A 20,629-nucleotide genomic window follows, 5' to 3' on the forward strand; every position below is an offset into this window, starting at 1 on the left:
GTGGCTGCCATCAAGGTAGGCTGCAATCGCCTTGAGCTTGAACTGCTCGGTGTACTTGCCCATAGATCCCCCAAGGGTTGGATTGGTGTCCAACTTCTTGGGGGCAGTCCACTTTGCAACTGCGCCCTGGAGCAATGGTGCTTGTGGGAGCGGGTTTACCCGCGAAGAGGCCGGTGCAAGAGAACTCAAACGGTCTTGGCGATGCGCCCGGCCAGCAACGCCCAGCCCAGCAACACCACACAGAGGATCGCCAGCGGCCACGAGCGCCACTGCAGGTAAGGCGTCAACTGCTGCATCGGCACCACCTCGCCATACAGCACCGCCTGCTGGAACTGCGGAATTTGCGTGGTAATGCGCCCGAACGGGTCGATCAGCGCGGTTATGCCGTTGTTGGTGGCGCGGATCATCCAGCGGCCGGCTTCCAGTGCCCGCATCTGCGCCATCTGCAGGTGTTGCAGGGGGCCGATGGAGGTGCCGAACCAGGTGTCGTTGCTGATGGTCAGCAGCAGGTCGCTGCGCGCCGCCAGGCTCGCCGCGAACTCCGGGTAGACAACCTCGTAGCAGATATACGGCGCAATCTGGTAACCCTTGGCCTGCAGCAGCGGCTGGTCTTCGGGGCCCCGGGCGAAGTCCGACATGGGCAGGTTGAAGAACTCGATCGCGCCACGCAGCATGTCTTGCAGCGGCACATACTCGCCAAACGGTACCAGTTTCTGCTTGAGGTAGGTGCCGTCGCCTTCGCCGGTCACGGTGATGCCGTTGTAATAGCGGCGCTGGTGGTGCACCACCTCACGTACGGGGACGCCGGTGATCAGCGCCGAATGCCGCTCGGCGGCAAAGCGGCCCATCACGTCGATGTAGCCTTGGGCCTGGTCCTTGAGCACCGGGACCGCGGTTTCGGGCCAGATCAACAGGTCTACGGGCTTCGAGGTGAAGGTCATGTCGCGGTACAGCGCCAGCTGTGCGTCGATGTGCGCCGGGTCCCATTTCACCTCTTGCTCGACGTTGCCTTGGATGGCGGCCACTTTGAGTGGATCACCCGCAGGCTTGGTCCAGGCGTGCCCCTTGAGGGCCATGCCCAGTACCCAGGGGCCCAGCAACAGCACGCCGGCGACGGCCAGGAACGAGGGCCGGGCGCGTAGCCGATGCAGGTTGCACAGCAAGGCAGCGCTAAGCGCCAGGGTGAAGGAAATCAGCCACACGCCGCCTAGCGGCGCCAAGCCCGCCAAGGGGCCATCGAGCTGGCTGTAGCCCGCATAAAGCCAGGGGAAGCCGGTCAGGAACCAGCCCCGGAAGGCCTCTTGCAACAGCCACAGGGCAGCGAAGCACAAGGCATCGGCCAGCGGCGCCTCGTTGCGCCGCAGCCAGCGCGCCCACAGCCACGTGGGCAGGGCGAAGAACCAGGCAAGGGCGGCGAAGAACGCCAGCAGCAGCAGGATCGCCAGCAGCGGCGAAGCGCCGCCGTAGGTGTTCATGCTGACGTAGATCCACCAGGTGCCGGCGCCGTACAGGCCAAAGCCGAAACACCAGCCGCGGCCCATGGCCTGGCGCGGGCTGAGCTCGCGCAGGCCAAGGTAAAGCAGGGCGATGGACAACAGGGCCAGCGGCCAGATGTCGAACGGCGCCAGGGCCAGGAGGGTGGAAGCGCCGGCCGCCATGGCCAGCAGGTTACCGGGCCAGCCGGGGCGGGTGATCCAACGCATGATTGTCCTTAGCGGGTGATCGGTGTCAGGCGCAGCAGGTGAATCCGCCGGCTGTCGGCATTGAGAATGCGGAACTTGTAGGCACCGATCTCGGTGGTTTCGTTGCGCTTGGGCAGGTGCCCGAACGCGCTCATCACCAGGCCGCCCACGGTGTCGAATTCGTCATCGGAGAAGGTGCTGTCGAAGAACTCGTTGAAGTTCTCGATCGGGGTCAGCGCCTTGACCAGGAAGTCGCCGCTGGGCAGCGGCTTGATGTAGCTGTCTTCCTCGACGTCGTGTTCGTCCTCGATGTCACCGACGATCTGTTCGAGCACGTCCTCGATGGTCACCAGGCCTGCCACACCGCCGTATTCGTCGATGACGACGGCCATGTGGTTATGGTTGGCGCGGAACTCGCGCAGCAGCACGTTCAGGCGCTTGGACTCCGGCACGAAGGTGGCCGGGCGCAGCAGGTCCTTGATGTTGAAGCTGTCGCCGTTCTCTTTGAGGATCAGCGGCAGCAGGTCCTTGGCGAGCAGGATGCCCAGCACATCATCGTGGCTTTCGCCGATCACCGGGTAGCGCGAGTGCGCGGCGTCGATCACCGCCGGCAGGAACTCGCGAGGCGATTGGCTGGCCTTGATGCTGATCATTTGCGAGCGCGGCACCATGATGTCGCGCACCTGCAGGTCAGCAACCTGGATAGCGCCTTCGACAATGGTCAGCGCTTCGCTGTCGAGCAGCTTGTTCTGATGGGCTTCGCGCAGCAGCTCAAGGAGCTCCTGGCGGTTTTTCGGCTCATGGGCAAAAGCCTGGGTCAGTTTACCCAGCCAGGACTTTTGCCCGTTGCTCGATCGATCTTCGCTCATGGCGGTTCTCGTGATCCTTGCAGTATCAGTGTGTGATGGTTTCGTCTTCATCGTCGGCATACGGGTCAGGGTGACCCAGTTCTGCCAGCAATTCTCGTTCCAGGGCTTCCATTTCCTCGGCTTCGTCATCGTCGATGTGGTCGTAGCCGAGCAAGTGCAGGCAGCCGTGGATGACCAGGTGCGCCCAGTGGGCCTCTAGGGTTTTGCCCTGTTCGGCGGCCTCGCGCTCGACCACCGCCACGCAGATCACCAGGTCGCCCAGCAGGGGGATATCGAGCAGGTCATCAGGCACGTCGGCCGGGAACGACAGCACATTGGTCGCGTAGTCCTTGTGCCGGTAGGTGTGGTTCAGCTCGCGGCCTTCGGCTTCGTCGACCAGGCGGATGGTCATCTCCGAGTCGGCGCTGCGCTGGCGCAGGGCCAACTCGCACCAGCGGCGGAAGGCAGCATCGTCAGGGGCGGCGGCGTCCGTGGCCCGTTGCAAGTCAAGTTCAAGCATCTTTGCCGGGTGCCTCTGGCTTGGCCTGACGGCCTTCGAAGCGGTCGTAGGCCTCGACGATGCGTTGCACCAGTGGGTGACGAACCACATCTTTGGGTTGGAAATGGGTAAAGCTGATACCCGGAACGTCCCGGAGCACCTCGATCACGTGCGCCAGGCCCGACTTCGTGCCACGGGGCAGGTCGACCTGGGTGATGTCACCGGTGATCACCGCCGTCGAGCCGAAGCCGATGCGGGTGAGGAACATCTTCATCTGCTCAAGCGTGGTGTTCTGGCTTTCGTCGAGGATGATGAAGCTGTTGTTCAGGGTACGGCCACGCATGTAGGCCAGCGGGGCGATCTCGATCACCTGGCGCTCGATCAGCTTGGCCACGTGTTCGAAGCCAAGCATTTCGTACAGGGCGTCGTACAGCGGGCGCAGGTACGGGTCGATCTTCTGTGCCAGGTCACCGGGCAGGAAGCCGAGCTTTTCGCCCGCTTCGACTGCCGGGCGTACCAGCAGGATGCGGCGCACTTGCTCGCGCTCCAGGGCATCTACGGCACAGGCCACGGCCAGGTACGTCTTGCCGGTACCGGCCGGGCCGATGCCGAAGTTGATGTCGTTGGCCAGGATTTCCTTGACGTACCGCTGCTGGTTGACACCGCGCGGGCGAATGTTGCCCTTGCGCGTGCGCAACGAGACGCTGACCTCGTTGACCGCCGGGTTGTCGATGTTCTCGACGGTCGATTCCTGCAGGTACAGGTGGACCGTTTCTGGCGACAAGTCGGTGGCCTTGGCCTCGCGGTAGAGGCGGCGCAGCAGTTGCTCGGCAGCGGAGGTGGTCTTGGGTTCGCCGATCAGTTCGAACTGATTGCCGCGGTTGCGGATCTCGATGGCCAGGCGTTGCTCGATGAGGCGCAGGTGCTCGTCGAACTGGCCGCACAAGTTGGCGAAACGGTGGGCCTCGAAAGGTTCGAGGATGAAACGATGAGGTTCTATGGGTGCGTTCAAGGTCGTTTTTAGCCGCCCGACGGCAATGGGTGTGAGCTCAAGAATAACCCTTGAATGGCAGTGGCGAAAGCACTGAAACGTTCAACGGTATGTAGGGCCTGTTCTGGCCTGTTCGCGGGTGAACCCGCTCCCACAGGTACTGCGCAGGTTTCAAGGCCGGTGGAGAGCCTGTGGGGGCGGGTTTACCCGCGAAGAGGCCGGCACTGCTATGATGCGCACCTTTTCTTACGCATGTGTTATCCCGCCAACCATGAGCAAACGCGAACCCGCCATCTATAAAGTGATCTTCCTCAACCAGGGGCAGGTCTTCGAGATGTATGCCAAGCAGATCTACCAGAGCGACCTGTGGGGCTTCCTGGAAATCGAGGAGTTCGTCTTCGGCGAGCGCACCCAGGTGGTGGTCGACCCCAGTGAAGAGAAGCTCAAGAGCCAGTTCGAGGGCGTGATCCGCAGCTTCGTGCCGATGCATTCGATCGTGCGCATCGACGAGGTCGAGCGCTTGGGCACGGCGAAGATCAGCGAGGCCAAGGGCGGCGGCAATGTGATGCCGTTCCCCATGCCGATGCCAGAGAAGTAGGGCGTTTCAGGGAAGTGGCGAGAACGGCGAGCGCCCTTCGGCGTTCTGCAGTTCAAGCAGGTACTTGCGGAAGATCTGGCCGAGCACCTGGGTCGCGTGTTCCAGCTCGTCGCGGGGCATCTGCTCGGTCACTTCGTCGGCCATGTCCAGCGCATCTTCGGCGCCGTTGACCGCCGCCATCTTCAGCAGAATGTAGGCCTGCACGTTGTTGGCCTTGACCCCTTCGCCGCGGAAGAACATGGCGCCAAGCCGGTATTGTGCCTGGGCGTGGCCTTGCAACGAGGCCTGCTGAAACCAGTTCAGGGCCTTGTTCAGGTCTTTGGGCGTCTGGGTGTAGTAGTACTCGCCCAGTTCGAACTGCGCCTGGGCATCCCCCGTCGTCGCCGTCTGCTCGCAGGCCTTGAGGGCATTGGCGAGGTCTTCTGGCTGAACATTCAGGGTGCAGCGGCTCGTCGCTGGAATCAGCAATGAGTTACCACCCTCCGCCAGGGCCAGCAGGGGCTGTAGAAGCAACAGGCAGCCCAGGGTCAGGGCGCGGCCGGTGCGGTTCATGGGGATCGACTTACCTCTGCAAAGCTGCGGCCAATGTCTCTGGTGGCACATTATGGGATAAGCAGCGCCAACCTTACAAAGTTTTACGCGAAATTCTGTCGGGTTGGGGAAGTCAGCTGATTGTGTAGGAGCGGCCTTACGTCGCGAAAGGGCTGTAAGGGCGCTCCTACAGGGGCAAATGTGGCGATTTACTTCAGTGCAGCAAAGGCCTTTTCAGCCGCATCCAGGGTGATCTGCAGCTCCTTGTCGCCATGGGCGATGGAGGTGAAGCCCGCCTCGAACGCGCTCGGCGCCAGGTACACGCCACCGTCGAGCATCAGGTGGAAGAAGCGCTTGAAGCGATCCGCATCGCTGGCCATCACGTCGTCGAAGGTGACGATGTCATCGGCGCCGCTGAAGTACAGGCCGAACATGGCACCCGCCTGCGTGGTGACGAACGGTACGCCAGCGGCATCGGCACGCTGTTGCAGGCCGTCGAGCATGCGGCTGGTGAAATCGGTCAGTTCGGCGTGGAAGCCTGGGCGGCTGATCAGTTTCAGCGTGGTCAGGCCGGCGGCCATGGCCAGCGGGTTGCCCGACAGGGTACCGGCCTGGTAGACCGGGCCCAGCGGGGCGATGCAGCCCATGATTTCGCGCTTGCCGCCGAAGCAGCCGACCGGCATGCCGCCGCCGACGATCTTGCCGAAGGTCGACAGGTCAGGGGTGATGCCGTAGTAGCCTTGGGCGCCGCCCAGCGAGACGCGGAAGCCGGTCATCACTTCGTCGAAGATCAACACCACGCCGTGCTTGTCGCACTGCTCGCGCAGGCCTTCGAGGAAGCCCGGGGCTGGCGGTACGCAGTTCATGTTGCCGGCCACCGGCTCGACAATGATGCACGCCACGGTCTGGCCGACGTCAGCCAGGGTTTTTTCGACCGCGGCAATGTCGTTGAACGGCAGGGTCAGGGTGTGTTTGGCGAAGTCCGCCGGCACGCCCGCCGAGCTTGGCACGCCCTGGGTCAGAAGGCCCGAACCGGCTTTCACCAGTAGGCTGTCGGAGTGGCCGTGGTAGCAGCCTTCGAACTTGATGATGGCGTCGCGGCCGGTGTAGCCACGGGCCAGGCGGATGGCGCTCATGGTGGCTTCGGTGCCCGAGCTGACCATGCGGACCATTTCCATCGACGGCACGAGCGAGCAGACCAGGTCGGCCATCTCGGTTTCCATGGCGGTCGGGGCGCCGTAGGACAGGCCGTGTTGCAGCTGGTTGCGCACCGCGTCGAGCACTTCAGGGTGGCCGTGGCCGAGGATCATCGGGCCCCAGGAACCCACGTAGTCGACGTAGCGCTTGTCGTCTTCGTCAACGACATAGGCGCCTTCGGCGTGCTTGAAGAACAGCGGCGTGCCGCCAACGCTCTTGAACGCGCGGACGGGCGAGTTGACGCCGCCCGGGATGTGCTTCTGGGCTTGGGCGAACAGGGTTTCGGAACGGGACATGGGATCTTCTCTCGAAATCAGGAAGCGAACAGGGCGTTGAAGGCACGGGCGCGGCGGGTGACTTCCTGCGCGCTATCGGTACCAAACAGGCCGTGGATCACCGCCAGCAGGTCGGCGCCATGGGCGACCAACGGGGCAGCGTTGTCGAGGGTGACGCCGCCGATCACGGCGATCGGCAGCTTGACCTGGGCGCGGGCCTGTTCCAGCAGGTCGAGGCTGGCGGCCGGTGCGCCCGGCTTGGTCACGGAGTTGAAAAAGCGACCGAAGGCCACGTAGCTGGCGCCTTCGCTGGCGGCCTGGCGGGCCAGGTCGAGCTGCGCGTGGCAGGTCGAGCCGATGATGGCGTCGCGGCCCAGCAACGCACGTGCCGGGGTCAGTGGGCCGTCGGTCTGGCCCAGGTGCACGCCGACCCCCAGGCGCGCGGCCAGTTCGGCGTCGTCGTTGATGATCAGCTGGGTGTCGTAGCGCTCGCACAGTTGCTTCAAGGCTTCGGCTTCGCGCAGGCGACGCGCGGCGTCGTCACTCTTGTCGCGGTACTGCAACAGTCGCACGCCGCCGTCCAGGGCCGCTTCGACATGGGACAGAAAACGGCCGGCGAGCAGCTGGCTGTCGGTGATTGCGTACAGACCGCGTAGCTTCATCTGAAAGCCTCGTATCAGGAGCAGAAATCCAGGGGCAGGCGGCGCGGCACGTACTGGCCCTTGCCCAGTTGCTCGGCGTCACGCAGGGTGCGCCAGGTGTAGTCCAGGGCACTGCGCACAGCGCTTTGCAGTGCTTCGCCCAGGGCCAGTCGACCGGCCAGGGCGCTGGCCAGGGTGCAACCGGAACCGTGGTAGCTGCCTGGCAGGCGTTGGCAGGTCCAGGTCAGGCGTTGGCCATCGCGGCTGTACAGGCGGTTGTGGATTTCGTCTTCGTCGCCGTGACCCCCGGTAATCAACAGGTGTCTACAGAACGGCAACAGTTTCTCGGCACACTCGTCGGCGGTGCCTTCAGGCAGCTCGGCGAGAATGCGCGCTTCCGGCAGGTTCGGCGTGGCGATGGTCGCCAGCGGCAGCAGGCGTTCGCGCACGGCGTAGCCCACTTCGTCCTTGCCCAGGCGGCCACCGCCACCAGCACGCAGGACCGGGTCGCAGACCAGCGGCAGGTGCGGGTGGGCGGCAAGCAGTTCGGCGACGGTGTCGACCATGTCGATCGAACCGAGCATGCCCAGCTTGACGGCCGCTACCGTGGAGTCAGCCAGCACGGCGTTGGCCTGGGCCAGCACCCACTCGCGGTCGAGCACGCGGAAGTCGGAAACATTGACGGTATCCTGGACGGTCAGGGCGGTCACCGCGGGTGCGGCGTGACAGCCTTGGGCGATCAGGGCTTCGATATCTGCCTGCAAGCCGGCGCCGCCACTGGGGTCGTGGCCGGAGAGACAGAGGACAACGGGGCGGGAGCTGTAGGTATTCATGGGCGGCGAGCTTACCACCAAACCCATTTGTGGGGATCGTCCTACAAACGAGTTTTGCTGATCGACCGGTCAGATTCAGGTGTGTTGTTCTGCTGAAAGTATTGATTTAGAGCCTTTTGGTCGCAATTGGAGATGGCCGATTGCCAGGTAGGAAAGCTATGCTAGAGTGCTCGGATAACTCGACAAACGGGTTCTGCCGGATTACGTCGTCTCAAACGGATGGGAGGCAACCGCGACGCGACCGGACAGGCCATGCTGGGGCTGTATGCGCTATTTGCTGATTGTGCTTCTGGGCTTGTTGCCCGTGCTGGCCGTTGCGGTCGACTTCGACGACGCTACCCGCCATCTTCCGCTGGGCGAAACCCTTCAGGTCTTCGAAGACCCTGATGGCAGTACCAGCATTGCCCAAGTCAGTGAGCCCACGTTCGCCAAGCACTTTCGGGCCCATCACGAGCCTGTGTTGAACGCTGGTTATTCCACGTCAGTGTTCTGGTTGAAGATCGACCTGCGTTACCTGCCGTCGGCCACTGCCCCCCCCCGCCAATGGCTGCTGGAACTGGCCTACCCACCTCTGGATCACCTCGAGTTGTACCTGCCCGACAGCACCGGTACTTACCGCCTGGCCCAGCGCACGGGCGACGCCTTGCCTTACGCCAGCCGGCAGATCCGGCAGAACAACTACCTGTTCGAGTTGCCGCTGCCCCCAGGCCAGGCGACCACCGTCTACTTGCGCTTGCACAGCCAGGGTTCGGTGCAGGCGCCGCTGGCGCTATGGTCGGCCGAGGCCTACATGGAGGACCAGCCCACGCGCCTGTACGTACTGGGCATGATCTACGGCGTGTTGCTGGTGATGCTGGTGTACAACCTGTTCATCTACCTCAGCGTGCGGGATGTCAGCTACCTCTACTACATCCTCTACATCGCCTCGTTCGGCCTTTATCAGGTTTCGGTGAACGGTGCGGGAGTCGCCTACTTCTGGCCGGACAGCCCCTGGTGGACGAATGCCTCGACGCCCTTGTTCATTGGCGCTGCCGGTTTATTCGGCTGCCAGTTCGCCCGGCATTTTCTGCAACTGGGCAAGATCAGCCGTGGCTTCGACCGGTTGTTGCAACTGCTGATGCTGGGCGGTGGTTTGGTGATGGTCTTGGCCGTGAGCATGCCGTATGGCATCGCCCTGCGCATGGCCACGGTGCTGGCGTTGCTGTTCACCGTCAGCATCTTTGCCGCTGGCGTGTATGCCTGGTCGCGCGGTTTGCGGGTGGCGCGCTGGTTCATCATCGCCTGGTCGGCGTTTTTGCTGGGCGGGCTGGTCAACACCTTGATGGTGCTGGGTTACTTGCCGAACGTGTTTATCACGATGTATGCCAGCCAGTTGGGCTCGGCGCTGGAGGTGGCGCTGCTGTCGCTGGCGCTGGCCGACCGTATCAACAGCCTGCGCGAGCAACAGGCGCAGACCCTGCGTGAAACCGGTCGAACCCTGGAGCAGTTGAACCTGCAACTGGCCAGGAGCAACCGCTTGAAGGACGAGTTCCTGGCCACGGTCACCCATGAACTGCGCACCCCGATGAATGGTGTGATCGGCTCGCTTGAGCTGATGCACACCCTGCCGATGGAGGCCGAAATGGCCCAGTACCATCGCACAGCGGTCACGTCGGCGCAGAGCATGATGGACATGGTCGACGACATCCTCACCCTCTCCGAGCTGCAGGGCGGCCGCTTGCGTGTGCAGGCCGCGCCCTTCAGCCTGCGTAACATGCTGCAAGGCTTGCGAGCCGCACACGCTGGCCAGGCGCTGGGTAAAGGGTTGTACCTGAGCCTGGACATACCTGCCGATCTGCCAGACGCGCTCTTGACCGATGCGCAAAAACTGGCCCGTTGCCTGGGTTGCCTGCTGGACAACGGCCTGAAGTTCACCGATCAGGGCGGGGTCATGCTGCAGGTGCGTGGCCAGCGCCTGGGGCCGGACAACCTGGCGCTTACCTTTACGGTCAGCGACAGTGGCATCGGCTTTGATGATCTCGACCAGGCCACGCTTTACCAGCGTTTTTTCCAGGTTGATGGTTCCATGACCCGGCGTTATGGCGGGCTGGGGATCGGCTTGTCGATTTGCAGGCAGATGGGCGAGTTGCTGGGGGCCACGCTGTCGCATGACTCTACGCGCGGGTTGGGGAGCCGGTTCGAGCTGACGATGAAAGTCGCGATATCGCAGGTGCAGTTGCCTTCGCACTTGCAGCAGACGCGTCGCTCCTTCTAGTAGTAGGTGTATCGATAGCGGGCAGGACGCGTTTGGGGCTACAGGCGCCCGCCGCGGGAGGTTTAGCGCCTGGGAAATCGAGCGCCGCCCGCGCGGCGCATCGCGAGCAACGCTCGCTCCTACGTTTGTTTCGGGCCAATTATTCCTGTGGGTTTTGCGCGCGTACGCCTTGGCGCATGGCTCTATATCGCGTCGTACACACCAGGCGGTCGCGCGCGCCTGCCACAGGCGTTACTGGCCCGAAACAAACGTAGGAGCGAGCGTTGCTCGCGATGCGCCGCGCGGGCGGCGCTCGGTCTCATAGGCGCTAAATGTGTTGTGGCGAGCACCTATCAGCCCTGATGCATTCTCAAGACTTGCCCCTGCGATATCTGCACGGGAGCCATGGCCAAGGCGTTGCTGGATGATGCCGAGTTGGGCTTGATGCATTGACTCTTCTACTGGCTGTACCGGCTCTTTCGCGGGTGAACCCGCTCCCACAGGCGTTATGTTTAGACTGAAAGATGCGCGCTCCGTGTGGGAGTGGGTTTATCCGCAACTAGCGTCTTTGGGCGCGTAAGCTTGTTTGTGGTTTGGTATTGTGCCTTCTACTGAAATCATATGTTTTGTCTATCATTTTATCAGCTTCATTAGGTAATATGCCGCTACCCAGACAACTCCAATAGTGTTTAACGAAGATGCAATGAGTATTTTTCTTCTTAAATACCTAGGGAATTCTAGGTGATCTTGCTCATTCAGTAGCCCGCTGCGAATGCTCGAAGCGGGGGATCCAATGGCGCCAGCGATTACAGAAATAACTAGAATTCTGGAACCTATTTTTTTCTCTCCCCACATGCCGGTCGCAAATGGAAGACACGCGCTCCGTTGGAGTGCTGAGGTCATTTCTTTATATTGGCGAGAGCAAGCGATGTGAACGTCAGATACATGCCCGATCAAGGCGAGGCAGATAGGAGTGCCTAACAAAAATAGCCTTAGTTTTACGTCAAGGTGATCAATCACTTTCAGAGTCCTTGAAGATTAATTCATGTTTCATGCCGTCAACGCTTCCAGGCAAAGAAATTTTGCCTATGTGGTGCTAGCTGTATATGAAGTAAGTTATACCAAAGCAGGCTGCGCCTAGGTAAAGTAGATAATTGCAGAGTAGTAGCTGTTTTTTTAAGTTTTTCGGGAATTTGTCGATATCTTTTGGGTCTAGTTTGTTGTGGCGGGTATGCAGATTTTTTATTGGCCAGAATAATACGGCTGATACGACTCCTATTAGCTGTAGTCGTGAGCGAAGGCTTTGTTTGCCCCATATGGCAACATTCAATTTCAGCCAGTAACTGCTTGGTAATGCAGAAATCATTGTCTCCAGCGTTTTGGGTTGCGCCAAGCGGATATAAAGTGCCAGTCCGGTCATGATCATGAAGCATGATGTTGTCGCCATAAGTAGTTTCATTGTTTTCGCTGACAGTTCCGTGTATAGGAACAGCATTGTGCTGCGAAGCGCCGCGAGGGCGGCGCTCGATCTCACGGGCGCTAAATTTGTTTCGGCGTTGAAGGCGAAGCAGTTGGCAGTACGGTTTGACGTTTCTCGGGAGTCTGCATTGTATTTTCTCTGCAGTGGCTATATTAAAAAGTAGTTGATAGTAAGCCAGGTAAATCCGATGGTGCTCGTCCATGATGCGACAACTAATTGTGTTCTCAGATTGCTGGGTAGTTGATCGTAGTCTCGTGCATCCAGTATGCCTCTGCGGATGCTAGACTTAGGGAATGTAATGGCGCCAGTGATCATAAAAATCACCAAAAGCCTCGAGCGTATATTTTTTTCACCCCAAAGCGCGACGGCATAGGAAAGGCATTTGCTCCGGGAGAGCGCTTTGGCCATTTTTGCATATTGACTAGAGCAAGCGATGTGAAGGTCAGATACAAGCCCGGCCAAGGCGAGGAAGAAAGGAGTGCCTAACAACAATAGCCTTAGTTTTACGTCAAGGTGGTCAATCATTTTCAGAGTCCTCGAAGATTAATTCTCCATGTTTCATGCCGGCAACGCTACTAGCCAAAGCACCTGCGCACGAAATCACTATTCCGCATGCGAAAGCGTCATTGATCGGGCTACATCGCTTTCTTGAAGTATAAATAGCTCGCAAATGCTAGTGCTGCTCCAGCGAACATCAACAGTTCGGCTGATTTTAGTTGGCGTTTTAGTTTTTTAGGGAAGTTTTCTACCTCGCGCCTGTCCAATTTTTTCAAGCGGATGTGAATGGCATAGGTTGGCCAGCTCAGCAGGCAGCCAATTGCGCAGGCGAGCCAGAATCGTCCTTTCAATCCAAGAGATTTGAAGGGAGTGGTAATGGAATTCAGATAATAGCTGCTCGACAGTGACGTCAGCATGGTTTCAAGGTTTTTGGTCCAGGCCAGCCTAGCAATCATGAATATCCCTAGGAATATCATGAGCCAAGGAGCCAGTAGCGCGACTATTTTCCAGGCGAAGGGGTGGTTTACTATTTTTAGAATTATATCCATTCTACTCGTCCCGAGGTCGCATTGGCTCTGTGATTTCAAAGACTACCTCGCCGACTTCTTCGCCGGCGGCCATTCCACCCACACTACCAGCCATTGATCCCGCACCTGTTATAGCAATACTGCAAACGGCTGCTCCAATGGGCCCAAAGCCCACGCAAGCTACGATAGCCAGCCTACTGGCTATTGCTCCGGTTATGACGCCACCTGCTACCCCACCCAAAAAATTTCCAGTTTCTTTTAATCTGATTTTTTTGCAGCTCTCAGTATCACCTGCTCGGCAAGCCTCCTTGATTTTTAACAGTGAACTACCACCGCCGAGCGCCATGCCTATATGTCCCCCAGCTTTCAGGTATTTCGACATGCTTGCCAACTTATCTAGGTGGGTTGAATACCCCGGAATCTGCCCCGGTGCTCCAGCTTTGCTCCAATGATGAACAAGGCTCCGGCTGGATATCCCCAATCCTCGACGCAGGGTGTCGTAGCTACCAAGCTCCATACGCTTGTTAAGATAACTTACCCTCAGCTTGGCATTCAGTTGCCGGAACAGTTCTTTACGCTCGGCGAAGAACTCCGCGCTGCGCAGGTGTCCATGCTTCGAGAACTGCTGCTGATGCAGCTTTTCGATATTGCGCAGTGTGGTGCCTAGTTCATCTAGCGATTTGGCCATCATCGCCTCGCTCACCCCCATCGCCAGGCTTACATCGCTAAGCAAACCGGCAATCTCGGCCTGGTGACGCATCATGAAGTTGGCTTCTTCGGGTGTCAGCTCTGCCAAGGCTTCACGTGCAAGTTCCGCCGCACTCATCGCGTGCATTTCCTGGCGAGTGCAGGCGTGGCCGTTCCGTGGATCGCCGATAATGAAAATTTCGCCGGCTTTGAAGCCTTGTTGATAAGTCGGGTTGAGCCTTTTCAACATGGCATCCGGCAGTACCGATTGTGTATCACTCAGCCTAGTTAGCACCTGGTCGTACGACATGCTGCGTGGAATGATGTAAAAGCCTGGCTCTAGCTCTAGCTCTGGCAGCCTGGCAGCTGCGGGCGGGTTAGCATGACGGGTGGGTGTGCTGCTGTTTGTTTGAGAGGCAGCCTGAGGTGTGGGCAATGTGACTGATGTACTTCGGGGATGAGGTCGCTGGTGCATGGGCGCGACTACCCGATTGCTGCCTATGGGGCAGCCACACTGGACCAGTGCGCCATCCACGGCGGTCGGTATCCCGTCCTGCTTCCATCGACGTTCGCCTTCAACGATGGTCCCTTCGTTACCGCAGAGTGGGCAGGGTGTTGTTTTGTCGCCCACCAGCAGCCAGCCGCTCCCGTGTACACGCCCACGTGCCTGGCCGGCGATGCAGGTGGCACCTGTGGTGGTCTGGTCGCCGTCGAGTCCCTGGCCTTTGCCAAGGATGTTCATACGCTGGCTCATGGTTCGACGCTTCCTAAAAGGGTGGAAGCCCGAACCTAGCACTCTGGAAACGGCACATTTCACTGGAAGAATGGTTTAGGAAGCCTCCTACACGAAATGCAGATTTGGATGTCGTCCGATAATCACCGCCGCAGCCAAATGCCATCCCGATTAGTCATTTTTGTCACTTTGACTGACCCCCAGGGAGTGCTTCACTGGGACTTTCAGGCCTGCACGGATCCAGGAGCTGCCAATGAACCTGCACCAGTACGCTGAAACCCACGAAGTCACCAACCAGCCGCCGTCCCTCGACGGCGCCAACCTGTACCGCCTTGACCAACCCTTGCAGGAGTGGTCGCGGCGTTTTGGCGCTGGCTGGGCCGAGTTGCGGATCGATGCCTACGGTGCCTTGGCCGGTGGGCCGCTGATGGCTGCGGGCTTCTTGGCCAACGCGCACAAGCCCGAATTCAGCAGCCACGACCGTTATGGCCATCGTATTGACTTGGTCGAGTTCCATCCGGCCTACCACGAGCTGATGCGCACTGCCGTCGAGCACGGTCTGCCTTCTCTGCCATGGGCAGAACCCCGCGCCGGTGCCCACGTAGCGCGGGCTTCGATGACCTACCTGCACAGCCAGGCCGAAGCTGGCACTGGCTGCCCGCTGACCATGACCTTCGCCGCCGTGCCGGCGCTGCGCCTTCAGCCCGAACTGGCCGAGTACTGGCTGCCGAAAATCCTGGCCTGCGAATATGACCCGCGCAACGTCGGGGACCGGCACAAGACCGGGGTTACCCTGGGCATGGCCATGACTGAGAAGCAGGGCGGCACCGACGTGCGTGCCAACACCACGCGCGCCTACCCGGTCGGTGCGCCGGGCCCTGGCCAGGCGTATGAACTGGTCGGGCACAAGTGGTTTTGCTCGGCGCCGATGTGCGATGCCTTTCTTACCCTGGCCCAGACCGAAAAAGGCCTGAGCTGCTTCCTGTTGCCCCGCCATCGCCCGGATGACAACCGCAACCAGTTCTATATCCAGCGCTTGAAAAACAAGCTGGGTAATAGCTCCAATGCGTCCAGTGAAGTCGAGTTTCGGGGCGCCCTGGCGTGGATGGTGGGTGAAGAAGGGCGGGGTGTGCCGACCATTATCGAGATGGTCGCCATGACCCGTTTCGACTGCATGGTCGGCTCCAGTGCCCTGATGCGCCAGGCCCTCACCCAGGCCGCCCATCATTGCGCGTTCCGCAAGGTCGGCGGCCGGGTATTGAACGAGCAGCCGCTGATGCAGAACGTGCTGGCCGACCTGGCGCTGGAGAGCGAGGCGGCGCTGGCCCTGAGCCTGCGCATGGGGCAGGCCCTGGAGCAGCTCGATGACCCGCAGCAGGCGCATTTTGCCCGGCTGGTCACCGCGGTGGGCAAGTACTGGATCTGCAAGCGTGCCCCGGCAATGATCAACGAGGCCGCCGAATGCCTGGGCGGGGCCGGGTACGTCGAAGACAGCATCCTGCCGCGGTTGTACCGCGAAGCACCGGTCAACTCGACCTGGGAAGGCTCGGGCAATGTGCAATGCCTGGACGTGCTGCGGGCTTTGTCCAAGGAGCCGGGGGTGCTGGACGCGCTGTTCACCGAGCTGGGTGATGGCCATGGCGACCCACGGCTGGCTGCGCACATTGGCAACCTCAAGGGGGCGTTCGCCGACACCACCGACATCCAGTACCGCGCCCGTCAGCTGACCGAGGACATTGCACTGGCGCTGCAGGCCAAGCTGCTGCTGGAGGCGGGTAATGCGGTGGTTAGCGATGCGTTCATCGGCAGCCGCCTGGCCGGTGGTGGTCGGGCCTATGGCGCGCTGCCGCGGGGTGTGGATGTGCAGGCGCTGGTGGCAAGGGCCACGCCGGTCTGGCAAGACTGATCAATGGGGGTGTATTTACCCACGAAGGCAGGCAAGATGGTCCACATGCATGTCCAGACAGGAAGCACAGTGTGAGCCACGCTTTTGTAGTCGTTGATACCCCAGAACAGGCCGTCGACCGTCTGGCGGCCCTGCATGAACAGGCCACCGGTGCCCTCAGCCAAGCCCTCAAGCGCTACCTCAAGGACCGAACCGAGCCCGATGCCGACGAGCGCGGGCTGTTCCGTTATCCCGCGCTGCGCCTGACCTATTACAGCCAGGGTGAGGTCGCGGCCACCACGCGTGCCTACGCCAAGGTCCAGGTCGCCGGCACCTACAGCGTCACCGTCACCCAGCCAGCCGCGTTCCGTGGCTATCTGCTCGAGCAACTGCGCCCGCTCATGCACGACTACACCGTGACAGTGGAAGTGGGTGTGAGCGAGCAGAACATCCCGTACCCCTACGTGGTCGACCAGGGCGACGAGCTGGCCGGCAGCGGCATCACCGCCGCCCAGCTGGCACGGGTGTTCCCCAGCACTGACCTGTCTGCAGCCACCGACAATATCGCCGATGGCCTGTACGACTGGGACAGCACCGAAACCCTGCCGCTGGCGTTGTTCGATGCCGCGCGTGTCGACTTCTCGCTGCGTCGCCTGGTGCACTACACCGGCAGCGACTGGCGGCATGTACAGCCGTGGATTTTGCTGACCAACTACCACCGCTATGTCGACCAGTTCATCAGCCATGGCCTTGAGCAACTGCGTGACGACCCGCGTTTCGTGCGCATGGTGCTGCCGGGCAACGTGGTGATCGAAAAGGGTATGGACCATGGCGAAACCCAGGCCCTGGTGGCCAGCGTGGTCTGGCACCGTTACCAGATGCCGGCCTACCACTTGATCGCCGCCGATGGCGACGGCGTGACCTTGGTCAACATCGGCGTCGGCCCTTCCAATGCCAAGAACATCACCGACCACCTGGCCGTGCTTCGCCCGCACTGCTGGCTGATGATCGGCCACTGCGGCGGCCTGCGTCAGTCGCAGACCATCGGTGACTATGTGCTGGCGCACGCGTACATGCGGCGCGACGGCATTCTTGACCGTGTGGTGCCGCCAAACATTCCGATCCCGGCCCTGGCCGAGGTGCAGATGGCCTTGCAGGAGGCGGCAGCACAGGTGACCGGTGAGCGCGGCGAACAGCTGAAAAAGCGCCTGCGCACCGGCACTGTGTTGACCTACGACGACCGTAACTGGGAACTGCGCTGGGCCCAGGAGCGGCCATTGATCAACCTGTCACGTGCGGTGGCGGTGGACATGGAGAGTGGCACCATTGCCGCCCAAGGCTACCGGTTGCGGGTGCCGTATGGCACGTTGCTGTGTGTCTCCGACAAGCCGCTGCACAGCGAGATCAAGCTGCCAGGCTCGGCCAACGCGTTCTACAACCGGGCGGTCAGCCAGCATTTGAAGATCGGCATTGCCGCCCTCGACCTGCTACGTACCGAGCTCAATTCGTTGCACTCGCGTAAACTGCGCAGCTTCGATGAGCCGCCGTTCCGCTGAGGATCCATGCCCCTGCCACCCCGTACCAAGCCGCGCCGCCCTCAGGCGCGGCCTGCCGACCCGCGTCGCCAGCCCAAGGCGCCGCCGGCCGAGCCGCGCCTGATCCTGTTCAACAAGCCGTTCGACGTGCTGACCCAGTTCAGCGATGGCGAAGGGCGCGCGACCCTCAAGGACTTCATCGACATCCCGGGTGTTTACCCGGCCGGGCGCCTGGACCGCGACAGTGAAGGCCTGTTGCTGCTGACCAACCATGGCGGCCTGCAGGCGCGCATCGCCGACCCCAAGCACAAGCTGGCCAAGACTTACTGGGTACAAGTGGAAGGTGAGCCGAGCGACGAGCAGCTGCAACGCCTGCGCGAGGGGGTGATGCTCAATGACGGCCCGACCTTGCCGGCCGAGGCCCGCCGCCTGGATGAGCCTGAACTGTGGCCGCGCAACCCGCCGGTACGTTTTCGCAAGAGCGTGCCGACCCATTGGCTGGAGCTGGTGATTCGCGAAGGGCGCAACCGCCAGGTGCGGCGGATGACGGCGGCGGTGGGGTTGCCGACCTTACGCCTGGTGCGGGTGCGGATTGGCGACTGGGCGCTGGACGGGCTGGACCAAGGCTGTTGGCGCGAAGTGCCAGCCAAGCTACCGAGATAACTGGGAAACCTCGAAGCCTGCTCAAGTCTCTGTGGGAGCAACTGTCTTGTGGTGCTTGTTCCGGCCTCATCGCTGGCAAGCCAGCTCCCACAGGTCCCTGGCCCATGCCCGGCTGTTATACCCCTTCCAGAAACGCCACCACCACGCTCTTGATGATAAAGGCCAGTACCCCAAGCCCCAGCACGAAGAACAGGATCAGGGTGCCAAACCGCCCGGCCTTGGACTTTTTCGCCAGGTCCCAGACGATAAAGCCCATGAAACCGATCAACACGGTGACGAGGATGATCATCATCCATTCTTCGAATACGGCGGGATCCATCAGTGTTCTCCAGGCAGGCTGAGCGCTCGATCATACGCCGGGCGATGAAGTATTCAACGCAGGTGGGTCAATGGAAGCTCGGTACTGGCCAGTACCTGGTTCAGCACGAAGCTCGAACGCACGCTGGTGACGCCTTCGATGCGGGTCAGGCTGCCGAGTAGCAATTTCTGATAGTGGTCCATGTCCGGTACCACCACCTTGAGCTGGTAGTCGGCGTCCATACCGGTGACCAGGCTGCATTCGAGCACCTGGGGTAAGTTGCGGATGGCGGCCTCGAAGGTCTCGAAGCGCTCTGGGGTGTGGCGGTCCATGCCGATCAGTACATAGGCGGTCAGGCTCAACCCCAGCTTCTTGCGATCGAGCAGGGCAACCTGGCGCGAGATGTAGCCGTCGTCCTCGAGTTGTTTGACCCGACGCGAGCACGGCGAAGGCGACAAGCCGATGCGTTCGGCCAGCTCCTGGTTGGAAATGCGCGCATCGCGCTGCAGTTCGGCGAGGATGCTCAGGTCGTAGCGGTCAAGTTTGCTCATGGAATATGCCTTTTCTGTTCAGATTGCGGTGAATTATCAATCTAAGGTGAAAAATTGCGCAAGTGCTATTTATCTGAGCAATCTTCGCAATCCTCTGTCGCCCTCTGCCCGGTATCTTTATCCACAGAATCACTGCCCGGACATCAGTCCACGGCGACGCGCTCTAGGCGAGCGGTCGCGGCCCAGCCATCCAACAGGATCCGCCAGGCCCCCGGGCTACACACCGTCCAGAAGACGGCGTGAGGTGAGCCGGCGCCACAAGTGCCGAGCACGGACGACAATTCCCAAAGGGAGGCCCAACGGCCTCCCTTTTTTCATGTCCGCGATTTTAAGTTGCCGGTGTGGCCGGCGCGGTAGACTGGCAGCGGCTGCAGTCATTTTGATCGAGAGGGGCACCATGAAGTCGCGCATCTGGCAGTGGGCAGGTGTTGGTTTGGTTACGTTGAGCATCAGCCTTGGCGCTGTGGCGCAGGGGCCTGATGAGGGGCATGGCGGGGGCCATGGCGGCAACGGGCCACAGGACCCGAACGGCGCTGCCGCGGGCCGCTCCCCGCTCAACTCGCGCGACGAAGTACGCCAGACCCAGCCACCGCGCCAGGGCTATTACCAGGACATCCCCCGGCACAATGGCGATAACCGCTATTGGCAAGCCGGTGGGCCGGGGCAGCGGCCGGGCGGTGACTGGCAGGGGCGCCCGGACGGCCATGGCAATGGCTGGGGGCCAGGGCCGCAGTATCGCCCAGGGCAGACCATCGACCGCTTCCCGGATCGCTACTGGAAGGTGCCTTACCGCGGGCACGACTACTTCTATTCGGGCGGCTATTGGTATCGACCGCACGGCGGCAGCTACATCGTCGTGGCACCGCCTTATGGTGCGCGGGTGGAGTACCTGCCGGCGTATGCGCGTGAGGTTTGGCTGGGTGGGGCGCTGTTCTTCCTGGTAGCCGATACCTATTACCAGTACCTGGCGGACAGCCGCGAGTATGTGGTGGTGAACCCGCCGATGGTTGCACCCGCGCCTGCGCCAATGGCGCCGGCAGGGGGTGGCTATGATGTGGTGGCTTATCCGATGTATGGCCAGGGGCAGGAACAGCAGGAACAGGACCGCTACCAGTGCCACCGCTGGGCGGTGACCCAGTCAGGCTTTGACCCAGCGACGGCGGCCTATGCACCCCCGTTGAATGTGACCGATACCTACCGGCGTGCGCTGGGGGCTTGTTTCAGCGGGCGGGGTTACAGCATCAACTGAAATTGTCGCTGAATGATCAGGCCCTATCGCCGGCAAGCCGGCTCCCACAGGTGCGGCGCTAGGCTTTGAGGCTACACAGTTCGGGTGGGAGCAACTGTCTTGTTCAAATTTCTGAGGGCATTCCATCCTCTGGGAAATCAGCCAGCCCTTTGGACCGCGTTGTCGAGCAGAGAACAAAGTTAGTAAGCGAGTTGC

19 protein-coding genes are annotated in these 20,629 nt (G+C 61.1%); 6 read left to right on the forward strand and 13 right to left on the reverse strand.

Features of this window, described 5'->3' with window-relative positions; all coding sequences use genetic code 11:
• Window positions 1-185 precede the first annotated feature (185 nt).
• Genes lnt through HU750_RS26375 form a run of 4 tightly spaced genes read right to left on the reverse strand, consistent with a single transcriptional unit; the run spans window position 186 to window position 4,041 of the window.
• Window positions 186-1,703: an apolipoprotein N-acyltransferase gene (gene lnt, locus HU750_RS26360; RefSeq protein ID WP_186683273.1), complete on the reverse strand. Its 1,518-nt coding sequence runs from the start codon at window positions 1,701-1,703 to the stop codon at window positions 186-188.
• 8 nt (window positions 1,704-1,711) lie between these two features.
• Complete coding sequence (locus HU750_RS26365) at window positions 1,712-2,551, reverse strand: CorC family transporter (protein ID WP_027592624.1); 840 nt, start codon at window positions 2,549-2,551, stop codon at window positions 1,712-1,714.
• A gap of 25 nt (window positions 2,552-2,576) precedes the next feature.
• Window positions 2,577-3,050, reverse strand: a complete 474-nt coding sequence (gene ybeY, locus HU750_RS26370) for an rRNA maturation RNase YbeY (RefSeq protein WP_027592625.1) — start codon at window positions 3,048-3,050, stop codon at window positions 2,577-2,579.
• Window positions 3,043-4,041 (reverse strand): PhoH family protein, encoded by a 999-nt coding sequence (locus HU750_RS26375; RefSeq protein ID WP_027592626.1) that lies wholly within the window; start codon window positions 4,039-4,041, stop codon window positions 3,043-3,045. Before HU750_RS26375 ends, ybeY begins: the two co-directional genes overlap by 8 nt.
• A gap of 250 nt (window positions 4,042-4,291) precedes the next feature.
• Between HU750_RS26375 and HU750_RS26380 the strand changes: the two genes are divergently transcribed.
• On the forward strand, window positions 4,292-4,618 hold the full coding sequence (locus tag HU750_RS26380; RefSeq protein ID WP_027592627.1) for a DUF1820 family protein: 327 nt from the start codon (window positions 4,292-4,294) through the stop codon (window positions 4,616-4,618).
• A 6-nt stretch (window positions 4,619-4,624) separates the two neighbouring features.
• Here the strand turns inward: HU750_RS26380 and HU750_RS26385 are convergent, their stop codons facing one another.
• The 4 genes from HU750_RS26385 to HU750_RS26400 form a co-directional block, all read right to left on the reverse strand.
• Complete coding sequence (locus HU750_RS26385; RefSeq protein WP_027592628.1) at window positions 4,625-5,170, reverse strand: tetratricopeptide repeat protein; 546 nt, start codon at window positions 5,168-5,170, stop codon at window positions 4,625-4,627.
• Window positions 5,171-5,358: 188 nt separating this feature from the next.
• A complete protein-coding gene (gene hemL / locus HU750_RS26390) occupies window positions 5,359-6,642 on the reverse strand; it encodes a glutamate-1-semialdehyde 2,1-aminomutase (RefSeq protein ID WP_085272346.1) in 1,284 nt (427 codons plus the stop codon).
• 17 nt (window positions 6,643-6,659) lie between these two features.
• Window positions 6,660-7,283: a thiamine phosphate synthase gene (thiE, locus tag HU750_RS26395; RefSeq protein ID WP_099455386.1), complete on the reverse strand. Its 624-nt coding sequence runs from the start codon at window positions 7,281-7,283 to the stop codon at window positions 6,660-6,662.
• 14 nt (window positions 7,284-7,297) lie between these two features.
• The gene (locus tag HU750_RS26400) at window positions 7,298-8,095 is read right to left on the reverse strand and encodes a hydroxymethylpyrimidine/phosphomethylpyrimidine kinase (RefSeq protein WP_085272375.1); all 798 of its coding nucleotides are present in this window, start codon (window positions 8,093-8,095) and stop codon (window positions 7,298-7,300) included.
• Between the two features lie 265 nt (window positions 8,096-8,360).
• On the opposite strand from HU750_RS26400, the gene HU750_RS26405 reads away from it, so the two are divergent.
• A complete protein-coding gene (locus tag HU750_RS26405) occupies window positions 8,361-10,349 on the forward strand; it encodes a sensor histidine kinase (RefSeq protein ID WP_186683275.1) in 1,989 nt (662 codons plus the stop codon).
• Window positions 10,350-11,386: 1,037 nt separating this feature from the next.
• Here the strand turns inward: HU750_RS26405 and HU750_RS26410 are convergent.
• The 3 genes from HU750_RS26410 to HU750_RS26420 form a co-directional block, all read right to left on the reverse strand.
• On the reverse strand, window positions 11,387-12,010 hold the full coding sequence (locus HU750_RS26410; protein WP_186683277.1) for a hypothetical protein: 624 nt from the start codon (window positions 12,008-12,010) through the stop codon (window positions 11,387-11,389).
• A 433-nt stretch (window positions 12,011-12,443) separates the two neighbouring features.
• On the reverse strand, window positions 12,444-12,854 hold the full coding sequence (locus HU750_RS26415) for a hypothetical protein (RefSeq protein WP_186683279.1): 411 nt from the start codon (window positions 12,852-12,854) through the stop codon (window positions 12,444-12,446).
• A 1-nt stretch (window position 12,855) separates the two neighbouring features.
• Window positions 12,856-14,274, reverse strand: a complete 1,419-nt coding sequence (locus HU750_RS26420) for a PAAR domain-containing protein (protein WP_186683281.1) — start codon at window positions 14,272-14,274, stop codon at window positions 12,856-12,858.
• Window positions 14,275-14,506: 232 nt separating this feature from the next.
• On the opposite strand from HU750_RS26420, the gene HU750_RS26425 reads away from it, so the two are divergent.
• The 3 genes from HU750_RS26425 (at window position 14,507) to HU750_RS26435 (ending at window position 18,336) form a co-directional block, all read left to right on the forward strand.
• Window positions 14,507-16,159: an acyl-CoA dehydrogenase family protein gene (locus tag HU750_RS26425; RefSeq protein ID WP_186683283.1), complete on the forward strand. Its 1,653-nt coding sequence runs from the start codon at window positions 14,507-14,509 to the stop codon at window positions 16,157-16,159.
• 71 nt (window positions 16,160-16,230) lie between these two features.
• Window positions 16,231-17,694 (forward strand): AMP nucleosidase, encoded by a 1,464-nt coding sequence (gene amn / locus HU750_RS26430; RefSeq protein ID WP_027592636.1) that lies wholly within the window; start codon window positions 16,231-16,233, stop codon window positions 17,692-17,694.
• Window positions 17,695-17,700: 6 nt separating this feature from the next.
• Window positions 17,701-18,336 carry a pseudouridine synthase gene (locus HU750_RS26435; RefSeq protein ID WP_225935675.1) on the forward strand — a complete coding sequence of 212 codons (636 nt, stop codon included), beginning with the start codon at window positions 17,701-17,703 and terminating at the stop codon, window positions 18,334-18,336.
• 115 nt (window positions 18,337-18,451) lie between these two features.
• Here HU750_RS26435 and HU750_RS26440 read toward each other — a convergent pair whose 3' ends face one another.
• Both HU750_RS26440 and HU750_RS26445 read right to left on the reverse strand, forming a co-directional pair.
• Window positions 18,452-18,655 (reverse strand): DUF2788 domain-containing protein, encoded by a 204-nt coding sequence (locus HU750_RS26440; RefSeq protein ID WP_027592638.1) that lies wholly within the window; start codon window positions 18,653-18,655, stop codon window positions 18,452-18,454.
• Between the two features lie 53 nt (window positions 18,656-18,708).
• Window positions 18,709-19,185 carry an Lrp/AsnC family transcriptional regulator gene (locus HU750_RS26445; RefSeq protein ID WP_003249795.1) on the reverse strand — a complete coding sequence of 159 codons (477 nt, stop codon included), beginning with the start codon at window positions 19,183-19,185 and terminating at the stop codon, window positions 18,709-18,711.
• Between the two features lie 397 nt (window positions 19,186-19,582).
• On the opposite strand from HU750_RS26445, the gene HU750_RS26450 reads away from it, so the two are divergent.
• Window positions 19,583-20,434, forward strand: coding sequence for a DUF6515 family protein (locus HU750_RS26450; RefSeq protein ID WP_186683285.1), 852 nt, complete (start codon window positions 19,583-19,585; stop codon window positions 20,432-20,434).
• Window positions 20,435-20,629: the final 195 nt, after the last annotated feature.

It is taken from the genome of Pseudomonas sp. SWRI50, assembly GCF_014269095.1.
Lineage (GTDB): Bacteria > Pseudomonadota > Gammaproteobacteria > Pseudomonadales > Pseudomonadaceae > Aquipseudomonas > Aquipseudomonas kermanshahensis.

Bases quoted from the DNA above. Each gene is read 5' to 3' on its own strand.
- lnt (WP_186683273.1), bottom strand. From the start codon at position 1,703: ATGCGTTGGATCACCCGCCCCGGCTGGCCCGGTAACCTGCTGGCCATG.
- HU750_RS26365 (WP_027592624.1), bottom strand. From the start codon at position 2,551: ATGAGCGAAGATCGATCGAGCAACGGGCAAAAGTCCTGGCTGGGTAAA.
- ybeY (WP_027592625.1), bottom strand. From the start codon at position 3,050: ATGCTTGAACTTGACTTGCAACGGGCCACGGACGCCGCCGCCCCTGAC.
- HU750_RS26380 (WP_027592627.1), top strand. From the start codon at position 4,292: ATGAGCAAACGCGAACCCGCCATCTATAAAGTGATCTTCCTCAACCAG.
- HU750_RS26385 (WP_027592628.1), bottom strand. From the start codon at position 5,170: ATGAACCGCACCGGCCGCGCCCTGACCCTGGGCTGCCTGTTGCTTCTA.
- hemL (WP_085272346.1), bottom strand. From the start codon at position 6,642: ATGTCCCGTTCCGAAACCCTGTTCGCCCAAGCCCAGAAGCACATCCCG.
- thiE (WP_099455386.1), bottom strand. From the start codon at position 7,283: ATGAAGCTACGCGGTCTGTACGCAATCACCGACAGCCAGCTGCTCGCC.
- HU750_RS26400 (WP_085272375.1), bottom strand. From the start codon at position 8,095: ATGAATACCTACAGCTCCCGCCCCGTTGTCCTCTGTCTCTCCGGCCAC.
- HU750_RS26405 (WP_186683275.1), top strand. From the start codon at position 8,361: ATGCGCTATTTGCTGATTGTGCTTCTGGGCTTGTTGCCCGTGCTGGCC.
- HU750_RS26410 (WP_186683277.1), bottom strand. From the start codon at position 12,010: ATGGACGAGCACCATCGGATTTACCTGGCTTACTATCAACTACTTTTT.
- HU750_RS26415 (WP_186683279.1), bottom strand. From the start codon at position 12,854: ATGGATATAATTCTAAAAATAGTAAACCACCCCTTCGCCTGGAAAATA.
- HU750_RS26420 (WP_186683281.1), bottom strand. From the start codon at position 14,274: ATGAGCCAGCGTATGAACATCCTTGGCAAAGGCCAGGGACTCGACGGC.
- HU750_RS26425 (WP_186683283.1), top strand. From the start codon at position 14,507: ATGAACCTGCACCAGTACGCTGAAACCCACGAAGTCACCAACCAGCCG.
- HU750_RS26435 (WP_225935675.1), top strand. From the start codon at position 17,701: ATGCCCCTGCCACCCCGTACCAAGCCGCGCCGCCCTCAGGCGCGGCCT.
- HU750_RS26440 (WP_027592638.1), bottom strand. From the start codon at position 18,655: ATGGATCCCGCCGTATTCGAAGAATGGATGATGATCATCCTCGTCACC.
- HU750_RS26445 (WP_003249795.1), bottom strand. From the start codon at position 19,185: ATGAGCAAACTTGACCGCTACGACCTGAGCATCCTCGCCGAACTGCAG.
- HU750_RS26450 (WP_186683285.1), top strand. From the start codon at position 19,583: ATGAAGTCGCGCATCTGGCAGTGGGCAGGTGTTGGTTTGGTTACGTTG.